Annotated in this window: 22 protein-coding genes; 7 read left to right on the top strand and 15 right to left on the bottom strand. The window is 71.1% G+C overall.

What is annotated here, in order from left to right:
• Positions 1–175: 175 nt before the first annotated feature.
• From JS521_RS04645 to JS521_RS04655, 3 genes are read right to left on the bottom strand one after another with little or no spacing between them, the layout of a single operon-like run.
• Entirely contained in the window at positions 176–523 is a 348-nt protein-coding gene (locus tag JS521_RS04645) for a hypothetical protein (protein ID WP_205081502.1), read from the bottom strand.
• A complete protein-coding gene (locus JS521_RS04650; RefSeq protein WP_205081434.1) occupies positions 520–1,407 on the bottom strand; it encodes a bifunctional DNA primase/polymerase in 888 nt (295 codons plus the stop codon). The genes JS521_RS04645 and JS521_RS04650 overlap by 4 nt, the downstream gene beginning before the upstream one ends.
• Positions 1,404–2,099 (bottom strand): class I SAM-dependent methyltransferase, encoded by a 696-nt coding sequence (locus JS521_RS04655; protein WP_205081435.1) that lies wholly within the window; start codon positions 2,097–2,099, stop codon positions 1,404–1,406. The genes JS521_RS04650 and JS521_RS04655 overlap by 4 nt, the downstream gene beginning before the upstream one ends.
• A gap of 176 nt (positions 2,100–2,275) precedes the next feature.
• Here JS521_RS04655 and JS521_RS04660 point away from each other — a divergent pair, with 176 nt between their 5' ends.
• Entirely contained in the window at positions 2,276–2,794 is a 519-nt protein-coding gene (locus JS521_RS04660; protein ID WP_239486800.1) for a hypothetical protein, read from the top strand.
• Positions 2,795–2,845: 51 nt separating this feature from the next.
• On the opposite strand, the gene JS521_RS04665 is transcribed toward JS521_RS04660, so the two are convergent.
• From JS521_RS04665 to JS521_RS04715, 11 genes are all read right to left on the bottom strand, one after another.
• Positions 2,846–3,034 carry a hypothetical protein gene (locus JS521_RS04665; protein WP_205081436.1) on the bottom strand — a complete coding sequence of 63 codons (189 nt, stop codon included), beginning with the start codon at positions 3,032–3,034 and terminating at the stop codon, positions 2,846–2,848.
• Positions 3,025–3,285, bottom strand: coding sequence for a hypothetical protein (locus JS521_RS04670; protein ID WP_205081437.1), 261 nt, complete (start codon positions 3,283–3,285; stop codon positions 3,025–3,027). Before JS521_RS04670 ends, JS521_RS04665 begins: the two co-directional genes overlap by 10 nt.
• A 151-nt stretch (positions 3,286–3,436) precedes the next feature.
• Complete coding sequence (locus tag JS521_RS04675; protein ID WP_205081438.1) at positions 3,437–5,515, bottom strand: cell division protein FtsK; 2,079 nt, start codon at positions 5,513–5,515, stop codon at positions 3,437–3,439.
• Positions 5,516–5,593: 78 nt separating this feature from the next.
• Positions 5,594–5,917, bottom strand: coding sequence for a hypothetical protein (locus tag JS521_RS04680; RefSeq protein ID WP_205081439.1), 324 nt, complete (start codon positions 5,915–5,917; stop codon positions 5,594–5,596).
• Positions 5,918–5,992: 75 nt separating this feature from the next.
• A complete protein-coding gene (locus tag JS521_RS04685) occupies positions 5,993–6,370 on the bottom strand; it encodes a DUF6251 family protein (protein WP_205081440.1) in 378 nt (125 codons plus the stop codon).
• A gap of 15 nt (positions 6,371–6,385) precedes the next feature.
• Complete coding sequence (locus tag JS521_RS04690; protein WP_239486804.1) at positions 6,386–6,781, bottom strand: DUF3307 domain-containing protein; 396 nt, start codon at positions 6,779–6,781, stop codon at positions 6,386–6,388.
• Positions 6,782–6,800: 19 nt separating this feature from the next.
• Entirely contained in the window at positions 6,801–7,145 is a 345-nt protein-coding gene (locus tag JS521_RS04695; protein WP_205081442.1) for an RRQRL motif-containing zinc-binding protein, read from the bottom strand.
• Complete coding sequence (locus JS521_RS04700) at positions 7,145–8,011, bottom strand: DUF2637 domain-containing protein (protein ID WP_205081443.1); 867 nt, start codon at positions 8,009–8,011, stop codon at positions 7,145–7,147. Before JS521_RS04700 ends, JS521_RS04695 begins: the two co-directional genes overlap by 1 nt.
• The gene (locus tag JS521_RS04705) at positions 8,008–8,274 is read right to left on the bottom strand and encodes a DUF6284 family protein (RefSeq protein WP_205081444.1); all 267 of its coding nucleotides are present in this window, start codon (positions 8,272–8,274) and stop codon (positions 8,008–8,010) included. Before JS521_RS04705 ends, JS521_RS04700 begins: the two co-directional genes overlap by 4 nt.
• Positions 8,275–8,378: 104 nt before the next feature.
• The gene (locus tag JS521_RS04710) at positions 8,379–8,558 is read right to left on the bottom strand and encodes a hypothetical protein (protein WP_205081445.1); all 180 of its coding nucleotides are present in this window, start codon (positions 8,556–8,558) and stop codon (positions 8,379–8,381) included.
• A 548-nt stretch (positions 8,559–9,106) separates the two neighbouring features.
• Positions 9,107–9,823 carry a GntR family transcriptional regulator gene (locus JS521_RS04715; RefSeq protein WP_205081446.1) on the bottom strand — a complete coding sequence of 239 codons (717 nt, stop codon included), beginning with the start codon at positions 9,821–9,823 and terminating at the stop codon, positions 9,107–9,109.
• A 56-nt stretch (positions 9,824–9,879) separates the two neighbouring features.
• On the opposite strand from JS521_RS04715, the gene JS521_RS04720 reads away from it, so the two are divergent.
• From JS521_RS04720 to JS521_RS04735, 4 genes are all read left to right on the top strand, one after another.
• Positions 9,880–10,701, top strand: a complete 822-nt coding sequence (locus tag JS521_RS04720) for a class I SAM-dependent methyltransferase (RefSeq protein ID WP_205081447.1) — start codon at positions 9,880–9,882, stop codon at positions 10,699–10,701.
• A 490-nt stretch (positions 10,702–11,191) separates the two neighbouring features.
• On the top strand, positions 11,192–11,848 hold the full coding sequence (locus JS521_RS04725) for a nucleoside deaminase (protein ID WP_307847772.1): 657 nt from the start codon (positions 11,192–11,194) through the stop codon (positions 11,846–11,848).
• A 71-nt stretch (positions 11,849–11,919) separates the two neighbouring features.
• Positions 11,920–12,573: a GNAT family N-acetyltransferase gene (locus tag JS521_RS04730; protein ID WP_205081449.1), complete on the top strand. Its 654-nt coding sequence runs from the start codon at positions 11,920–11,922 to the stop codon at positions 12,571–12,573.
• Positions 12,574–12,628: 55 nt separating this feature from the next.
• Positions 12,629–13,441 (top strand): inositol monophosphatase family protein, encoded by an 813-nt coding sequence (locus tag JS521_RS04735; RefSeq protein ID WP_205081450.1) that lies wholly within the window; start codon positions 12,629–12,631, stop codon positions 13,439–13,441.
• Between the two features lie 30 nt (positions 13,442–13,471).
• Here JS521_RS04735 and JS521_RS04740 read toward each other — a convergent pair whose 3' ends face one another.
• Positions 13,472–14,095: a histidine phosphatase family protein gene (locus JS521_RS04740; protein WP_205081451.1), complete on the bottom strand. Its 624-nt coding sequence runs from the start codon at positions 14,093–14,095 to the stop codon at positions 13,472–13,474.
• Positions 14,096–14,469: 374 nt separating this feature from the next.
• On the opposite strand from JS521_RS04740, the gene JS521_RS04745 reads away from it, so the two are divergent.
• Positions 14,470–14,688 carry a hypothetical protein gene (locus JS521_RS04745; RefSeq protein WP_205081452.1) on the top strand — a complete coding sequence of 73 codons (219 nt, stop codon included), beginning with the start codon at positions 14,470–14,472 and terminating at the stop codon, positions 14,686–14,688.
• A gap of 4 nt (positions 14,689–14,692) precedes the next feature.
• Complete coding sequence (locus JS521_RS04750) at positions 14,693–15,049, top strand: DUF8108 domain-containing protein (protein ID WP_205081453.1); 357 nt, start codon at positions 14,693–14,695, stop codon at positions 15,047–15,049.
• Positions 15,050–15,167: the final 118 nt, after the last annotated feature.

Consider the following 15,167-nt stretch of genomic DNA (forward strand, 5'->3'; position numbering starts at 1 on the left):
CCCCCCCAATTTTATTTTTACCACCCCTACTCGTCTAACCTACTTTTCCGCCGTGGTGGTGGGCAGGTATATGTGTATACGAGACTGGGGTTGAGGGGGACGGGTTCGTCCCAGACGGGGCCGGTGATGGTCTCGGGGTCCAGGGATGCGTTGAAGCCCTCCCACAGGTCGGCGCTCATGCGGCCTTGCTCCCTTCGGCGTGGTGCAGTGGGCAGGACTCGGGGTGGGCAGTGTGGGCTTCGATGAGGGCCAGGACACCGGAGCGGCCGCGTGCGGTGCGTTCGTAGCCGCAGCGGCACCAGGACCGGGCCGACACCAGAGCCGAGAACGACGGAGGCGCGACGATGTCCAGCCACCGCACCGGCTGCGGGCGCAGGTCAGAGCGAACAGCAACGGGGACGGCCTTGCGGCCGACGCCTTTCGGCACGCCACCACCGGCCGGTGCTGCGGCCCGGTTGGCGGCCTGCGGGCTGCTCGGGGTGGCAGGCAGGCTCTTAAATCGCAGGTTCCTGGCGGCGGTCATGCCGGCCGCCCGGAGTTGTTGGCGACGGACCAGTTCAGAGCGCTCGCCACCGCCTTGCGGCACTCGTTCTCCCGGAGCCCAGCCGCCAATCCCGCCGAATTAAGAGCCTGCTCCACCTCATGACGGTCGAGGTCGCCGGACGGGATGAACCGCCCCAACGCCCGTGCGGCCCGAACCAGCGTCCAGTTCCGTGACCCCTCCCCGGCCCCGGCCACGGCCGCCGTTTCTGCCCTGAGAGCCGCTGCGGCGTACCGAGAGACCCGCACCGGCACAGGTGCAGCCATCAGGCCCCGGGAGGGCTGAGGGGGCGTCAGGAGGGTGCACAGCCATTCCGGGAGCGGTACGGGCTCGGTGGGGTCGACCACCTCGTACGCACCGTTCGGGAGGGTGCTCCCGGCGGCGACGACGTATCCGCCGTGGGCGCGGGTGTCGATGTGCTTGCCGAGCCTGCCCGCGCTGTTACCGAGCCTCACCCCGGGCGGGGCGGTGAAGTACAGGTGGTGCCCACCGCTCGCGGTCCGGGTCCGGTAGGTGGCGGGGACGGCCTGCCCGGCGCGCTCGCAGAGCGCCTGCAGGGAAGTGACGCCGTCAGGCGTTCCTTTCGGGTCCTTCACCTTGACCGAGTCCAGGTCCACCACGACCAACCCGGACCGACCCGTGGCCAGACCGACGTTGAACGCCCCCGCCGACCACGCCTTGCGGATGCGGTCGGGGTCGGTGGTGGCCCGGTCCTCCCACTTCCGGTGACCGGCCGCGCAGTCGCCGGTACCGGGGCAGGCAGTCTCACCGTGGAGGGCGGGCCGCTTGTCGCCGGGGCGGAGCGGGAAGACGTGCCACCCGCGCCCGGCCGCGTCCAGCACGGCGCTGAGGAGACGGGCGTTCACGCGGCCACCTCCAGCCCGGTCCCGACCAGCAGGGCGAGTGCGGTGGTGCCGATGCACTGGGTGTAGGCCGGGGGGATGCATTCGCGGATGCCGTCGCGGTTCATCCAGGGGACGCCCATGACGTTGCGGGCGTGCTGGACGCCGGAGAAGTTCCCGACGAACTGGCCGTAGTGGCCGGGCGGGATGGGGCGGCCCATTTTCGACTGCGGCACGGTGTGGGCGGGGTGGTGCGGCTGGTTCAGGGTGAGGCCGCCGCCGGTCTCGAAGTACCGGTGCCGGTAGGTCTCCACCCCGAACATGGGCCCGCACAGCATGACGGGCCGGTCCAGCTTCGGCAGGGCGCCGCGTACGTTCTCCAGCACCCACGGCCGCCCGGTGGCCATGAGGGCGGTGCGGGTGGGGGCGATGAGGTCGGGGTGGGTGTTCCCCTGGAGGCGCTGGCAGTCGCTGTCGTGCTGGCACGGCGGCGAGGCGTGGATGACGTCGAACTCTCCGCCGTGCTCCAGGACGTAGGCGATGGCGTCGGCCTGGACGAACCGGAAGGGGTAGCGGGGCTGGGGTGCCGTGTCGACGCCGGTCACGTCGAACCCGGCATCGGCGTATCCCTTGGCCGCGCCGCCCTGGCAGCAGAACAGGTCGAGTAAGCGCGGCCGGTGGCCGTGGTCTCGCCGGATGGGGGTGGGTTGGGTCATGCTGGATGCCTCCACTGTTGAGTTGGGTGGACGAGAGCGGCCCCGGACTTTGGCGAGACGGGGGCCGCTCTCAGTTTTCGTTCGGCCCGGAGCGGATTGCGGGGCGAGAGTGCAGCGCTGGTACGCCCTGAACTAAAGGTCAGCGCCGGGTGGGCGCTGTCCGTACCATCCGGAAGATGACGGCAGACGCTGAGGCTCCAATGCGCAATAGATTCCTCGAAGCTGTCGGCCGGGTGACCCTTGCCGGCGCGCAGCTCGACTTCAGCCTGCGTAGCCTGCTGGGTGCCATCGCGTTCGAGCCGACACTCTTGATGTACGCGAACGCAGAGGGCACGGCCCGTCTGATCGACCTGTGCAAACTGGCACTCAAGGTGGGCACTGTTGCACCCGAGGACACGACGGAGATCGAGGCGTGTCTGGCACGCGCGAACGACCTGCGCATCAAACGGAACACCGTCGTGCACTCGATGTTCATGCAGGCCGAAGACGGCGACGGCTTCGAGGCGATGAAGCCCATCTCCAAAGGGCTCGGAGTATCGGTCAGCATCCTGACCATCGTCGAGATGGAAGCCACTGCACAAGCGGTCGAAGAACTGCGCCTCGACATGTTCCGGGCAGGCTGGAACGCCCGATGCGCCGATACCGGCATGGCTAGGATGCCGCATCCGACCACGGCCGGCGATTCACCGGTGTAGTCAGACGAAACCCGGTATCTGGGTGGACTGGGCGTCAGGCTCGGCCCGCTCTCAGACGTTGGGGAGGGCGTCGATGAGGGCGGCGGCCAAGTGGTTGATGGGGTCGGCGGCTCCGGTGGAGGCGAGGAAGAACCCGAATCCGGCGGCGGTGAACGCCGCGCCGGGGGTGAGGCTGCGGGAGCGCAGGAGGAAGAACAGGACGAGCCCGAAGAGGGCGACGAGGGAGAGCGTTACTGCCACGGGGTGGCCTTCCGGTCGGTGGTGTGGGGTCGGGTGCCGGCCGTGTGGATGCTGCGGCTGTTGTTGAGGATCCGGCGTCCGATGCGGAGTCGGGCGCGTGTTCCGTGGCAGCGGCGGCAGAGGGTGATGGTGCGGCGGCGGGTGCGGACGCCGGCGCCGGAGCACTTCCGGCATGGGGCGAACGGCCGGGCCGCGCACAACACTGCGTAACCGGCGGCGGTGAGGAGGATGAGGAGGCTAGCGAGCGCCACGGAGGGCTCACATCCCTTCGGCAGGCGGGTTCCGGGTGTTGCCGCAGATAGGCTGCTAGACGCTAGGTCGCAGCTCAGGGCGGGTGTGGGGTGCTAGCGGGGGTGCTAGACCTAGCAGCCGGGGGTGCTAGGTCTAGCAACCGTGCTGGGGTCAGGCGGCGGCCTTGTTCTGGCTACGACAGGTGATGGCGGCGGTGATGTCGGCGCGGTCGATGCCGCGCCGGTTCTTGCCCTCGCCGGTGTCGGTCTGGCCCCAGACCTGCCCGGCCTTGATGCCGTGGGGCTTGAGTGCGGCGGTGACGTTCTCGCCCTTCCACCCGCCGTAGACGTCCGGCTGCGCGGTGGCGAGGCGGGCGGCGACCCGCTCGCACCAGACGGCTTTCTCGTCGGTGGCGATGACGGCGAGGACGTCGGCCAGCACATCGGACTGCCCGGACTTCTCGGGGCCGTTGCCGATGGCGTGGCCGGTGACGTTGCCGTACTCCTCGCGGACCTTGCGGGCGCGGGCGGCGATCTGCTCGGCGGCCACCGCGTCCACGAACGCGGACGCCACGATGCGCGGGTCGTCGCCTTCACCGGCCATCCAGCAGATGCCCCGGTCGGAGCGGGAGAACATCGTTGCCCGGTACCCGGCCTTGTACATCGACGTTCCCAGCACCATGTCGTTGGCGGGTTGCCCCATGACCTTGAGACAGAACCGCAGCACCGCGTTCGCGCTGATCCCGGTGGGCAGCGACTTCGCGTCCGGCCTCTGCGTCCCGAATAGCGTCACGATCCCCAGCGCCGGGCCCCGCTTCACGAGGTCGGTGCAGATCGCTTCGATCTCCTTGCCGTGCTCCTCGTGCTCGAAGGGCACCTGGCACTCGTCGAACCCGGCGACGATCGGGTGCAGCCCCAGGCTCTTGTCGCTGGCCAGTTCGGGGGTGACCTTGGATTCCGGGCAGCGGGAGCGCGGCAGGGACTTGATGACCTTCGCCCGCCGCCGCAGCTCCTCCTTCAGCTCCCGCAGGGCGTCCAGGACGTATTCGATGTCGTCGTTCTCCTCGCCTGCCCGGTAGCGGTGGCAGACGGGTTCGAGGGCGCCGAAGTCGCCGGTGCCCTTGAAGTCGAACGCGTGCAGCTCGGCGCGCGGGTCGAGTGCGGCGATGAGGAGGAACAGCCGCATCAGGAACGTCTTGCCCATGCGGGGGATCGACCCGACGACCACGGCGGCGAACATCAGCGTCACCGACACGTCGCGCATGCGCTGGTCGTTGCCGAACACCACCGGCCGGAACAGATCCACCGTGCCCGACTTCAACAGCGGCCAGGCGGGCTTGGAGGTCTCGTTCATCGGCTTGTCCCCCACCCACAGCACCAACCGCCCCTCGTGCTCGGACGGATCAGGGGAGGGCCAGACGCAGCCGACCTTGCGGCGCAGCCCGGACGCCAGCGGCTTGCGGGCCTCCATGATGTCCTCGGGCGTCACCCCGTACGGGAGGTCGAGGTCGGCGCGGTATCCGGGGCCGTCGCGCACGATCTCGCTGGTGAAGCGCAGCCCGTTCATGTCGCCGCCCTTCTTGATGGCGGCGGAGATCTTCGCGTTCCCCACCGAGTCGAGACCGCGCAGCACGATCGACCCGGTGAGCTTCTGCACCTCCGTCTTCAGCACGGCGGGGCCGATGACCGGGGCGTCGGGCTGCTGACCGGCCATACCGAGGAGCAGCACCCCGCCGGCCGCGAACGCGTACATCAGCGCCGGGGCCATGACGTAGAGCCACAGGGCGAAGCCGACGCCGAACACGGCGGCGACCAGGGCGACCAGGCCGCGCAGCCGCACCCGCCCGGCCCGCAGCCGGGACAGGCGCATGTACTCCTCCACGTCCTCCGCGCGGACGGCGGCGGCCCGCAGGGGGGCGGCTTCGCGGTCCCAGACCCACCGGTTGGTGGTGGCGATGAACCGGCAGGCTCCCCGCGGCGACATCAGCGCCAGCCGACCGGCGTAGACCGGGAGCCTGACGCCGTGGAAGAGGGCGCTGTATCCGGCGTTCGCGCCGGCGTGGCGGGCGGTGGCGGTGAAGTCGCGCCGGTCGGTCAGCCAACCGGCCAGGACCGGCTTGCGCTTCTCGGTGCTCACCTTCGGGTCGGGCAGGGCGGGGTTGTCGACCGCGACCGGCGCTGTGGTCGCGGTGTCGTCGTCCAGGTCGGGGACCGGCCGCAGATGGGCAGCCGGGGCCGTGGTGTCCGTCATGCTGGTGCTTCCTCCTGCTCGATGGGTGGAGAGGAAAGAGGGGCGGCCGGTTTCCTTGGCCGGGTCCGGCCGCCCCGCTCAGTCGCGCTCGGCCTTGTGGACGGCCCGCTCCGCCAGGCGCACGCGCTCTTCGGCCTGCTTGCGGGTCTGGCGAGCGGCGGTCCTGTCGGTGCGGGGTGCGGTGCGCTCGGCGGCCTTGGCCCTGGCCAACTCCTGCCGGGCGGTGGCCTGCACCTCGTGCAGCGCCCTCAGCTCACGCTGCCCGCGCTCGGCGGCGGCCTGGTCGATGGCGTGGATGCGGGCCGTCACCTTGGCGTCGACGCAGTCGGCAAGGGCCTGCTTGAAGCCCTTGCGGAAGAGCTTGTTGCGCTCGCGGGACTCGGCTCGGGTGTAGCTGTACACGGTGAACCTCCCTGGTGGGGCCGGTCTGTCCGGCCCTCCGCCCACCCGGTACGAGACCGGGCGGACAGAGGGCCGTCAGCGACGGCGGCCCTTGCGCAGGGAGGAGGTGGCGGCCTTGCCGTCCGAGCCGCTGACCGACTTCACGACCGTGACCACGCCCCACGCGCACACTGCGGCGACCAGAGCGAGGATCGCGAGGTTCGCGGCGATCGCGGTCAGCACCCCGACCAGCAGGGGCCCGAAGTAGACCCCGGCGACCACGGCCCCGGCGCCGACGCCGGAGCCGAGTGCGAGGCGCTGCACCGTGCGGTCCGGGGGTGCCTGGTGGACGTGGATGACCTGCGGTGTCGTGTTGGTGGGCTGGTAGGTGGCGGGGAGGTGGTCGGTGTAGGCGGGCGTACCGTCCGGGAGGTGCACAACGGACGGCCGGCGGGGTTCGGGCAGGTGGTCCATGACGGTCCTTCCGGGTCAGGCCGCCAGCGCGAGGGCGGCGAGGACGAGCGCGAGGATGTGGGCGGTCTGGTCGACGTGCGTGGCCCCGCCGTTGACGGCCCAGGAGGCTTGGCCGGTGTGGTTCATCCACCAGGCCACGGGCCACCGGCGGTCGATGAACGCGTGCGTGGCGCCGATCCACAGGAGGGCGGCCACGACCATCGGGAGCGACACGGTCACGTCGTCCAGGACCAGGGCCCCGAGTGCGAGGGCGGCGGCGCAGGTAGCGACGTGGGTGGCGGCGTGGGCGAGGTTGGCGGCCCATCCAGCGGCGCACTGGTCGGCTTTGCGGGCGGCCTGGTGGTCGGTCTGGAGCGGGTAGTCCGCCAGCAGGTGACCGAGGTAGAGCAGGACGAACAGGGAGGGGAACAGCACGGCAGGGTCCTTCCGGTCACCGGAACGAGGCAGGGGCAGCGGTGGGGGTGTCGTTGCAGGGCACGCACATGCCGAGCGAGCGCGGGATGCAATACCCCACATCCAGACGGCAGTTGGGGCAGGTGCGGCGGGCCCGCATCGCCGCCGCCAGAGCAGCGGCACGGCCCGGAGTCATGGGCCGTACGGGGCGGGCGTGGTCGATGCGGTAGAGGTAGGCGACCAGCGGGGGGGGGCCCCGACGTCGGGGACGGTGAAGTTCCGCGACGACGTCCTGGCCACCCGGCCGCAGCCCCAGCGCGCGGAGCTGGCGGCGGGTGGCCAGCCCGTCGGGGGCGAGTCGCCACCGGTAGATGTCGGCCATCAGGCCGCCGCCTCACCCGGACCGGCCGCCTGCTCGCGCTCGGCGCGCAGGGTGTCGCGCAGGACGCGGGCCTTGGCCGGGGACGTGTGGACCGCCTTGCGGATGCCTTCGGCGGTCAGCTCCCGATCCGACCAGACGGCCGTAGCCGCACGGGCCTCCGTCAGGAGCTGTTCGGCGGTGCGGGTCGGTCGACTCGATCGGGCCGCCGCAGGGACGCGGCCGGTCGCCCGGCGCGGGCGGGTCGACTCGGCGGCCACCGCGCCGACCGGGGCCCGATCGGTCGACTTCACCAGCGACACCACCGGGGCCGCAGGAAGCGCCGCAGGGGCCAGGGCCGGAGTGATCGGCGCGGGGGTCGATACTGCCAGGTCAGCCGTAGACCGATTTACATATGTCTCGGCCGATTCATCCTGATTCGGGGTGGTGGCCGGTGCCTCGATCGGTCGGTGGTGCAGGACCTTGGCGACCAGGTCGGAGCCGAAGTAGATCGACCCGACCGGCAACGACGTGGCCAGCAGAACCAGCGCCCAGTTCGCGGGATCCCAGTCGGCCAGCCGACCCCAGTCGACCACCCCGTCATGCAACTGCGGGACGAGTCCGTGCACGTAGTTCAGGACGAGGGACGCCAGGGTGTAGGCGGCCAGCACCCGCAGCGCGAACCGGCGGGCAGCGTCCGTCAGAACGAGGGTCGCTACCAGGGCCAGCGCCATCAGCCCGTCGACGACGAACGGGTAGAGGGTTGCGGCGGTGGGGTCGGCCCCGGTCGCCGTGGCCACGTCCCGCAGCGCGTTCCAGGACACCCGGAACGCCATCCCGACCACACCGACCAGAGCAGCGACCAGCAGGCCCTTGCCGAAGCGGTTCATGACGCACCGGCCGACACGGTGGCAGCGGCCTGGTTGGCCAGGTCCCGGCGAGCGGCCAGCACCCGCCGGCGGGCCCGGCGGATGCGCTGGTGGTCCAGCTCGGTCGGGGCGCGGTCGATGGTCATGATCTGCGCGTCCAGCAGGTGGACGTCCGCCAGGATGGCGGGCATCTCCGTCTCGATCGCGTCCAGCTCGGCGTCAGACGGCTCGCCGTCGAACGGGGCGGCCGTAACAACGGCCTGAAGTGCTGCGATGGTCTTCATGAGTCGTTCTCTTCCTGGTGAAGGCGTGGCGGCTCGACAGCGGCCCCGGGGTGCATCCCGGGGCCGTGCCGCGTTTCAGGTGAGTGCTGGATCGGGGGTGCGCGCTACTGCGGGGCGACCGTGACCTTTTCGGTCAGCTCGTATCCCCGGGAGCGCAAGCTCTTCTCGACCGCCTTCGTGGCCGCCTCCAGGGAGGAGGCGCTCAGCGTGCCGCGTGCGGTCGTGGTCTCCCCGGGGGTCAGCGTGTCGGCCAGTCCCTCGGCGGTGAAGCTGTACTTCGGCATGAAGCCCTCCCCTTGCTCTCGGGTCCGGACAATCCGGCTCCCCTCAGCCCCGCCCGTACAGCACCGCGTGAGGCGGACTGGACGGGCGGGGGAGGCAACCGGCCGCAACGTGAGCTGCGGAGTTGAGTTGGTGCGATGTCTCCTTCGCGGGTGCAGCGCCCGTGTCAGGTAGCGCTGCCTGCCCGCGTTGTAGGCGTGTGGAGACGTGACCTTGCGGTCTAAGCCATCCGGACTGACAAGGCGCCGGTCGCCTCGGCCCGATCCGTCCCGGGCCCCTTGGCGTCTCGCCCGAAGACGGGACGCCCGGTCGTGCTAGTCGAAGCAGCCCAAAGAGGGCCCCTTCCGCGTGGTTCACCGCCCTTTCCGGAAGTTCCGAATCGGGCGGCGGCCACAACAAGAGACTGGACCGGTGGACCGGTCCAGTCAAGCGATGAATTCACGCTTCGTCAGTCCATCGTGACGGAAAGTGCAGGTGGGATGGTGTTTCGGGGCAATAAAAAAAGCTGAACCGGTGGACCGGTCCAGCAGTTTCGTTTGCCCATTTTTGCCTACATTGCGTAGGTGTCGACCTGTTCGAACAGTGAGGACGGTGTGACGCCTTCCTCGCACACCAACGGCTTCCCCTGCTCGTCGTACGCCGTGTGCAGCAGCACAGCGACCGGCGTCCCTTCCGGCACCCCTAGGCGCTCCGCCTCCGTCTCCGACGCGCCACGCACAGTGGTCACGTCCACGCCTTCGGCTGGACCCCGCCCGGTCTGACGTCGGACGTAGCGGGTCGTCCCTTCTGCGATCGGTGCGGTGTCTGCGAGGCGCGGTGACACCTCCGCGACCTCCGGCGGGAACCATGCCTCAACGCAGCTATTCGGCGTTCCGTCCGGGAGCTGGAGCACGCGAACGCGCCGGAGCGCCTCTTCCCCGGGTGAGAGTCCAAGGGTGGCGGCGACGCGGGCGGGGGGTTCCGCCCAGTCGGGCTCACCGACGCGCAAGAACGGCATCCCGCCCAAGATGCGCGCCGACCCGGCGCGGCGAGCGCCGGCGGGGCGTGCAACGGGCGTCTCCGTGACCACGAACCCGGTTCCCTGCTTGGCCACGACCACGCCGTCGTTCCGCAGCACATCGACGGCCTTGATCGCGGTGGCGCGTGACACATCCCACTGCTCGGCCAGTTCTCGGCCCGACGGAATTGTGTCCCCAGGCGCGATCTCACCAGCGGCGATGCGGGCGCGCAGGAACTCTGCGATCTCTTCGTACTTCAGGACTGCCATGGCTTCCCCTATTTCCTGCGCTGGACTGGTCCACCGGTACACACGATACTGCGACCATGTCGAATCTCGAATTGGCTCCCTCCGTGATGCGGTTCTATGGCGAGACGGTCAACGAGGACAGCCGCCTGCGCAGCTCGGCAGATGGTCGGATGGAACTGGCCAGAACTCAGGAACTCCTCCAACGCTTTCTGCCCCCCGCGCCGGCGCGCGTGCTCGACGTGGGCGGGGGGACCGGGATTCATGCTGAATGGCTGGTGAAGGACGGCTACGACGTCGCCCTGGTAGATCCGGTGCCCCGTCACGTTGAGGCCGCGTCGGCGGTGTGCCCGGCGGTCGTCGGGGATGCGCGCGACCTGCCTGAGCCGGACGACACCTTCGACGTCGTGCAGCTCCTCGGGCCGCTGTACCACCTGCCCGACCCCGCCGACCGGCAACGGGCGCTCGCGGAAGCCTCCCGCGTGGCAAAGCCCGGTGGACTGGTCGCCGCCGCAGCGATCAATCGCTACGCGTCGCTCTTCGAGCACGTCACGTACGCCCACCTGCACACCGAGCGGATTCACAACTCCGTCTCCAAGATTCTGGAGACGGCGGTCTACGACGGATCTCGGGGGTTCACCCTGTCGTACTTCCACCGGGCCGAAGAGCTGGTAACGGAGCTGGTCGCCTCCGGGCTTGAGGACGTGCAGGTCTTCGGCATCGAGGGCCCGGCTTGGTCGCTGGTGAAGGCGGCAGAGCAGCAGCCGGGCGAAGGACCCACGGATGAGCTGATCGCCTCAGCCATGGACGCGGCCCGTATGGCAGAGCCGTACCCGGAACTGCTCGCCGCCAGCTCGCACCTCTTGGCCGTCGGGACCGTCCCGGCCAGCAGCACTGGCTGACGGCCCTGACCTGCGGACAGGGCCATGGGCCGGACCGTCTGTGGGCCGTCGAGGGGCAGCCAACGACGACCCACAACCACCATCAACGACCGCCACCGCCCGGCCCTGGTCGCCGCTGAGCTGGGCGACGACCCGGGGCACCTCGGCGTGTCTGCGACACTGGATGAACCATGCCTAGGCCCAGAGAACTGTCGTATCCCCAGCGGTTCTCCCGGCGGTGGGATGTGCCGCCGAACTGACGGCAGCACCTGACGGCAACGTTGACGGACACGACCAGACAGGCGCGGTCGTCAGCGGCCGAGTCGTACCGTTCCTGTCGCGGTAGGTGCAGGGGGGCGGGTGTGCTTGTCGAACTTACAAAGCAGATGTCGGCGGTTCGAAACCGTCCGCGCCCACCAGTACGAAACATGCCGAAGGCCCCCGACCGATCATGGTCGGGGGCCTTCGTCGTCCCGCCCCGCCCTGTTGTCCTGAGGCCTACCCTGAGCCGGTGCGCAACGAGAGAGACGACGAGAACTTCGACGACGCCTGGGCCGCGGCGCCCGAAGCCGTGCGGCGCGGCCTGGAGCTTGCCTACGCGGCGCTGAGGGCCGGTGGGCTCGCGGTGGGCGCCGTGCTGGTCGACCCGGCCGGGGCGGTGCTGGCGGAGGGGCGGAACCAGGCCTACGACACCGGGCCCGGCGACGGCCCGTTGCGCGGTACGCCGCTGGCCCACGCCGAGTTGAACGCGCTGGGCCTCGCCCGTACCGCGTGGGATCTGGGCGCCATGACGCTCTGGAGCACCCAGGAGCCCTGCTCGATGTGCTCGGCCGCGGTGTCGTTCACCGGAGTCGGGGCCGTGCGCTATCTCGCGCCCGATCCCTGGGCCCTGGCCACCGGGAACGAGGGCTCCTCCCGGGGTACGTGCGAGACCGGGAGCCCGTGGCTGGTCGCGGCCAACGTGATGTTCCTGAAGAGCGTCTCGGACGGTGGGGAGGAGCCGGCCACGCTGTCGCGCAACCGCCTGCTGGAACCGGAGACGGTCCGCCTGCACGACGGACTGCCTTCCGGGCTGCCCGCCTCCCCTTCGGCGCGGGCATGGCTGTCGGCGGAATGGCCGGGGATCATCGAGGCGACGGTCGCGCGCCGACTGCGTACCGGGCGATGAACGGTCCGTCCCGCGTGGTGTCGGGGCGGGACGGCGGGCGGACCGAACGGCGAGTTACGAGGGGGCAGTTCATGGGGCGGACGCTGGCGGAGATCCTGGACGGGGCGGCGTGCGGGCGGTTTCCTGAGGCCGATGGGCGGACGACCGTGGTTGCCGCGCCGAGTGGTCGGGATCAGGGGGTGATCGCTTTTACCGCGCACTCGGTCGTATTCACCGACGAGGATCCCGAGTGGGTCCATACGACGCTCGCCGCCCTGGACTGTGACGTGTTGGCCGCGACGATGCATCCGCGCTTCCTCACCGCCTTCCTGGAACGCACCGGCCGGACCACCGACACGATCGACCTCCTGACCGTGGCGCCCTCGCTGCCCGGTGCGCCCGGACTGGAGCTGCGGGAGGTCACCGATCCCGTCCACCCGCGGGTGATGAGTGCCCGTCGGCGGCGGGACGGTGTGCGGATGTGGGAGGTCGACGGTGGAGTGCTGGTGCTCGGGCGCGGCGTGGCCGGTCGTTGGGAGGTGGCCGTCGAGCTGAACGAGGACGCCCGGCACCGGGGACTGGGCCGGGCCCTCGCCACTGCCGCGCGGCACCTGGTGCCTCCGGGCGAACCGCTCTGGTCGCAACAGGCCGCGGGCAATGCTCGCAGCATTCGGGCGTTCCAGGCCGCCGGATTCCGGCCGGTCGGCTCGGAGGCGCTGCTGCTCGGCCCTCGGGAGGGGGCGTGACGGCCGGGCCGGTTTCCCCTCACGGCCGCAGAGACATACCGCTACCTTGCTTGTCATGATCGACTCACTCGTGAATCCCACGGACGCCGAGGTGGCGGCAGCCGCGGCGCTGGCAGGGGCGGAGGTCGTACGGGCCCGGTACGGGCGGCTCCACTCCCGTATCGACAAGGGCTCCGGGGACTTCGCCACCGACGCCGACCTCGCCGCCGAGGAGGCGATCCTCGATGTCATCCGGGCTGCCCGGCCCGGGGACGCGGTGCACGGCGAGGAGGGCGGCCGGCGGGGAGCGGTCGGTGCGGAGCGGGAGTGGTTGGTGGACCCCCTGTGCGGGACGCTCAACTACACCTCCGGTGCCCAACTCGTCGCCGTCAACGTGGCGTTGCGCAACGGCCCGGCTGCCGTGGCCGATCCGTTCAGCGGCGAGGTCTTCCTGACCGATGGGGAGACCGCCTGGGTCCGGTCCGCTGCGGAGGACGGCGGGCAGAGGCTGGCGCCCACTGCGGACACCCGGCTGGTGGACGTGAACCTCGATCCGCCCTTCCCGGGCGCCCCCGGATTCCGGGCCGTCGACCTGCTTGCCCACCCCGGGTTCGTCGACAACTTCCGCCCGCGCGTCGTCTCCACGTCGCTGGCGCTGGCCTGGGTCGCGGCGGGCAGGCGGGCCGCCTACGTCACGGACGGCGGCGACCTGAGCGGGAGCGTGCACTACGCCGCCGGTATCGCCCTGTGCCGCGCCGCCGGCTGCGTCGTCACCGGGGTCGAGGGCCACCCGGTCGGACCGGGCGGCCGAGGGCTCGTCGTGGCCGCGGACGCCCGGACGCACGAGCTGCTCATGTCGATGATCGGCGGTCGCCCGGGCAGCGACTGAGCTCTGCCCGGGGCCGGCGCGCGTCTCCTCTCAGACGTGCAGCTCGGGCGGGAAGCCGGTCCAGCGGAGTTCGGCCGGCAGATGGCCGGTGTCGTTGTACAGGAGGAGAGCCGAGGGACGGCCGGGTGCGTAACGGATGACGGTGAGCCCGGCGTTGGTGTGGTTGAGGCCCAGCCAGCGCGATTTCGGTGCGTCCAGCGCGGCCCGGACCAGCCAGCCGACGAGGAAGTTGTGGGTGACCAGGAGCTCATGGCGGGGCTCGTCGCCCTCGACCGTTCCCGTGAACCGTGCGAGCGCCTCCTCCGCAAGACCGGGGCCCAGCTCGCGCTCCGCCGCCGGGAAGCCTGCCAGCCGGGCGAGCGCCTCGTCGGCCGACTCCGCCGGCAGCTCCTCCCGCGGCGGTATGTACGGGATGTAGTCGCCGGCCGGTTCGGACCGCAGCAGGGGAACTCCCGGCAGCCGCTCGCCTATCAGCCGCGCCGTCTGCTCGGCGCGGGCGAGCGGACCGTGGTGGATCGCCGTGATCGGGGCCTCGCGCAGCCGCTCCCCGAGCAGGGCGGCCTGGCGGCGTCCGGCGTCCGTCAGCGCGCTCTCGTCGGCGGAGGCCTCACCGTGCCGGGTCACGTACAGGTAGCGGGCAGCCGTTGCCGTCACGGGGGGTTCCACGGGTGGTTGCATGTGCGGTTCCTCCGTCACGGTTCATGATCGTAGATGACGTCTGCGGGGACGCCGGACTGCGCTCGGGAGGTTCCGTGGAGAGGGGGACGGCCTGTTCCCGGGGGTGCTCGGAGCCTGTTTCCCGGGCGTGGGCGGGGTCCGTCTGCGGGGGCGAGTGTGCCTGCCTGTGCCGGGCGTGAGCGGGGTCTGTCTGCGGGCGTGCGTGTGCCTGCCTGCCGGGCATGTGCGGGGTCCGTCTACGGGGCGCGAGTGTGCCCGCCTGTCGGGCGTGGTCGGGGTACGTCTGTCGGGCGGGAGCGTGCCTCGCCTCCCGGGATGCGCGGGGGCAGCGCTCGGGGCACCGTGGAGGCATGGCCGAGCACCCGCCCGTGATCGTCTATCCGCCTTCCGCGACCGGGGGACGGCGGGTCACCGTGCACGGGCAGATCGTGGGCCTGGCCCACGGGCGGGGTGAAGTGGCCGCGCTGCTGCGGGCCGCGGGGTTCGCCCCCGGGCCCGACCAAGTCGTCGAGCTGGACCGGCCCGGGCTGATCGAATGGCGCGGCGGCGACCTCGACACCTGGGGGTGATCCCGTGAGACGTCGTCGAACGGCACGCCGGGAGAGCGCCTCGATCGAGCCGCCGCCCGGCTACTACATCGCCGGGGTCACCGGGCGCGAGCCTCCCGACGCGGCGCAGCGGGCGCTGATCCTGGACTGGGTCGTGAGCCGGCGCATCGCGAGCGGCTGGCGCGTCGAGTCCCGCTCCGGGAGCCAGGTGGTGCTGGTGCGCGGGCAGCCGGTGAACCACGTGCTGCACGCCTTCCTCACCGTCTTCTCGTGCCTGGTGTGGGGCGTGGTGTGGGCCGGTCTCGCCCTGGTCAACCGCGTCGACCGGGAGGCGCTCACCGTCGACGCCCAGGGGCGCATCGTCACGGTCAGCGCACCGTGACCCTTCACCCGAACGGGTGCGTCCCGCTGGCTGCGCCCGGACGCCGCGAGGAACGTCGGATCTGATCTGCCCGCACCACCAGGGCGGGTCAGGGCAACAGGCGCCCGGCGTCACCGGT

The organism is Streptomyces durocortorensis, from assembly GCF_016901035.1.
GTDB lineage: Bacteria > Actinomycetota > Actinomycetes > Streptomycetales > Streptomycetaceae > Streptomyces > Streptomyces durocortorensis.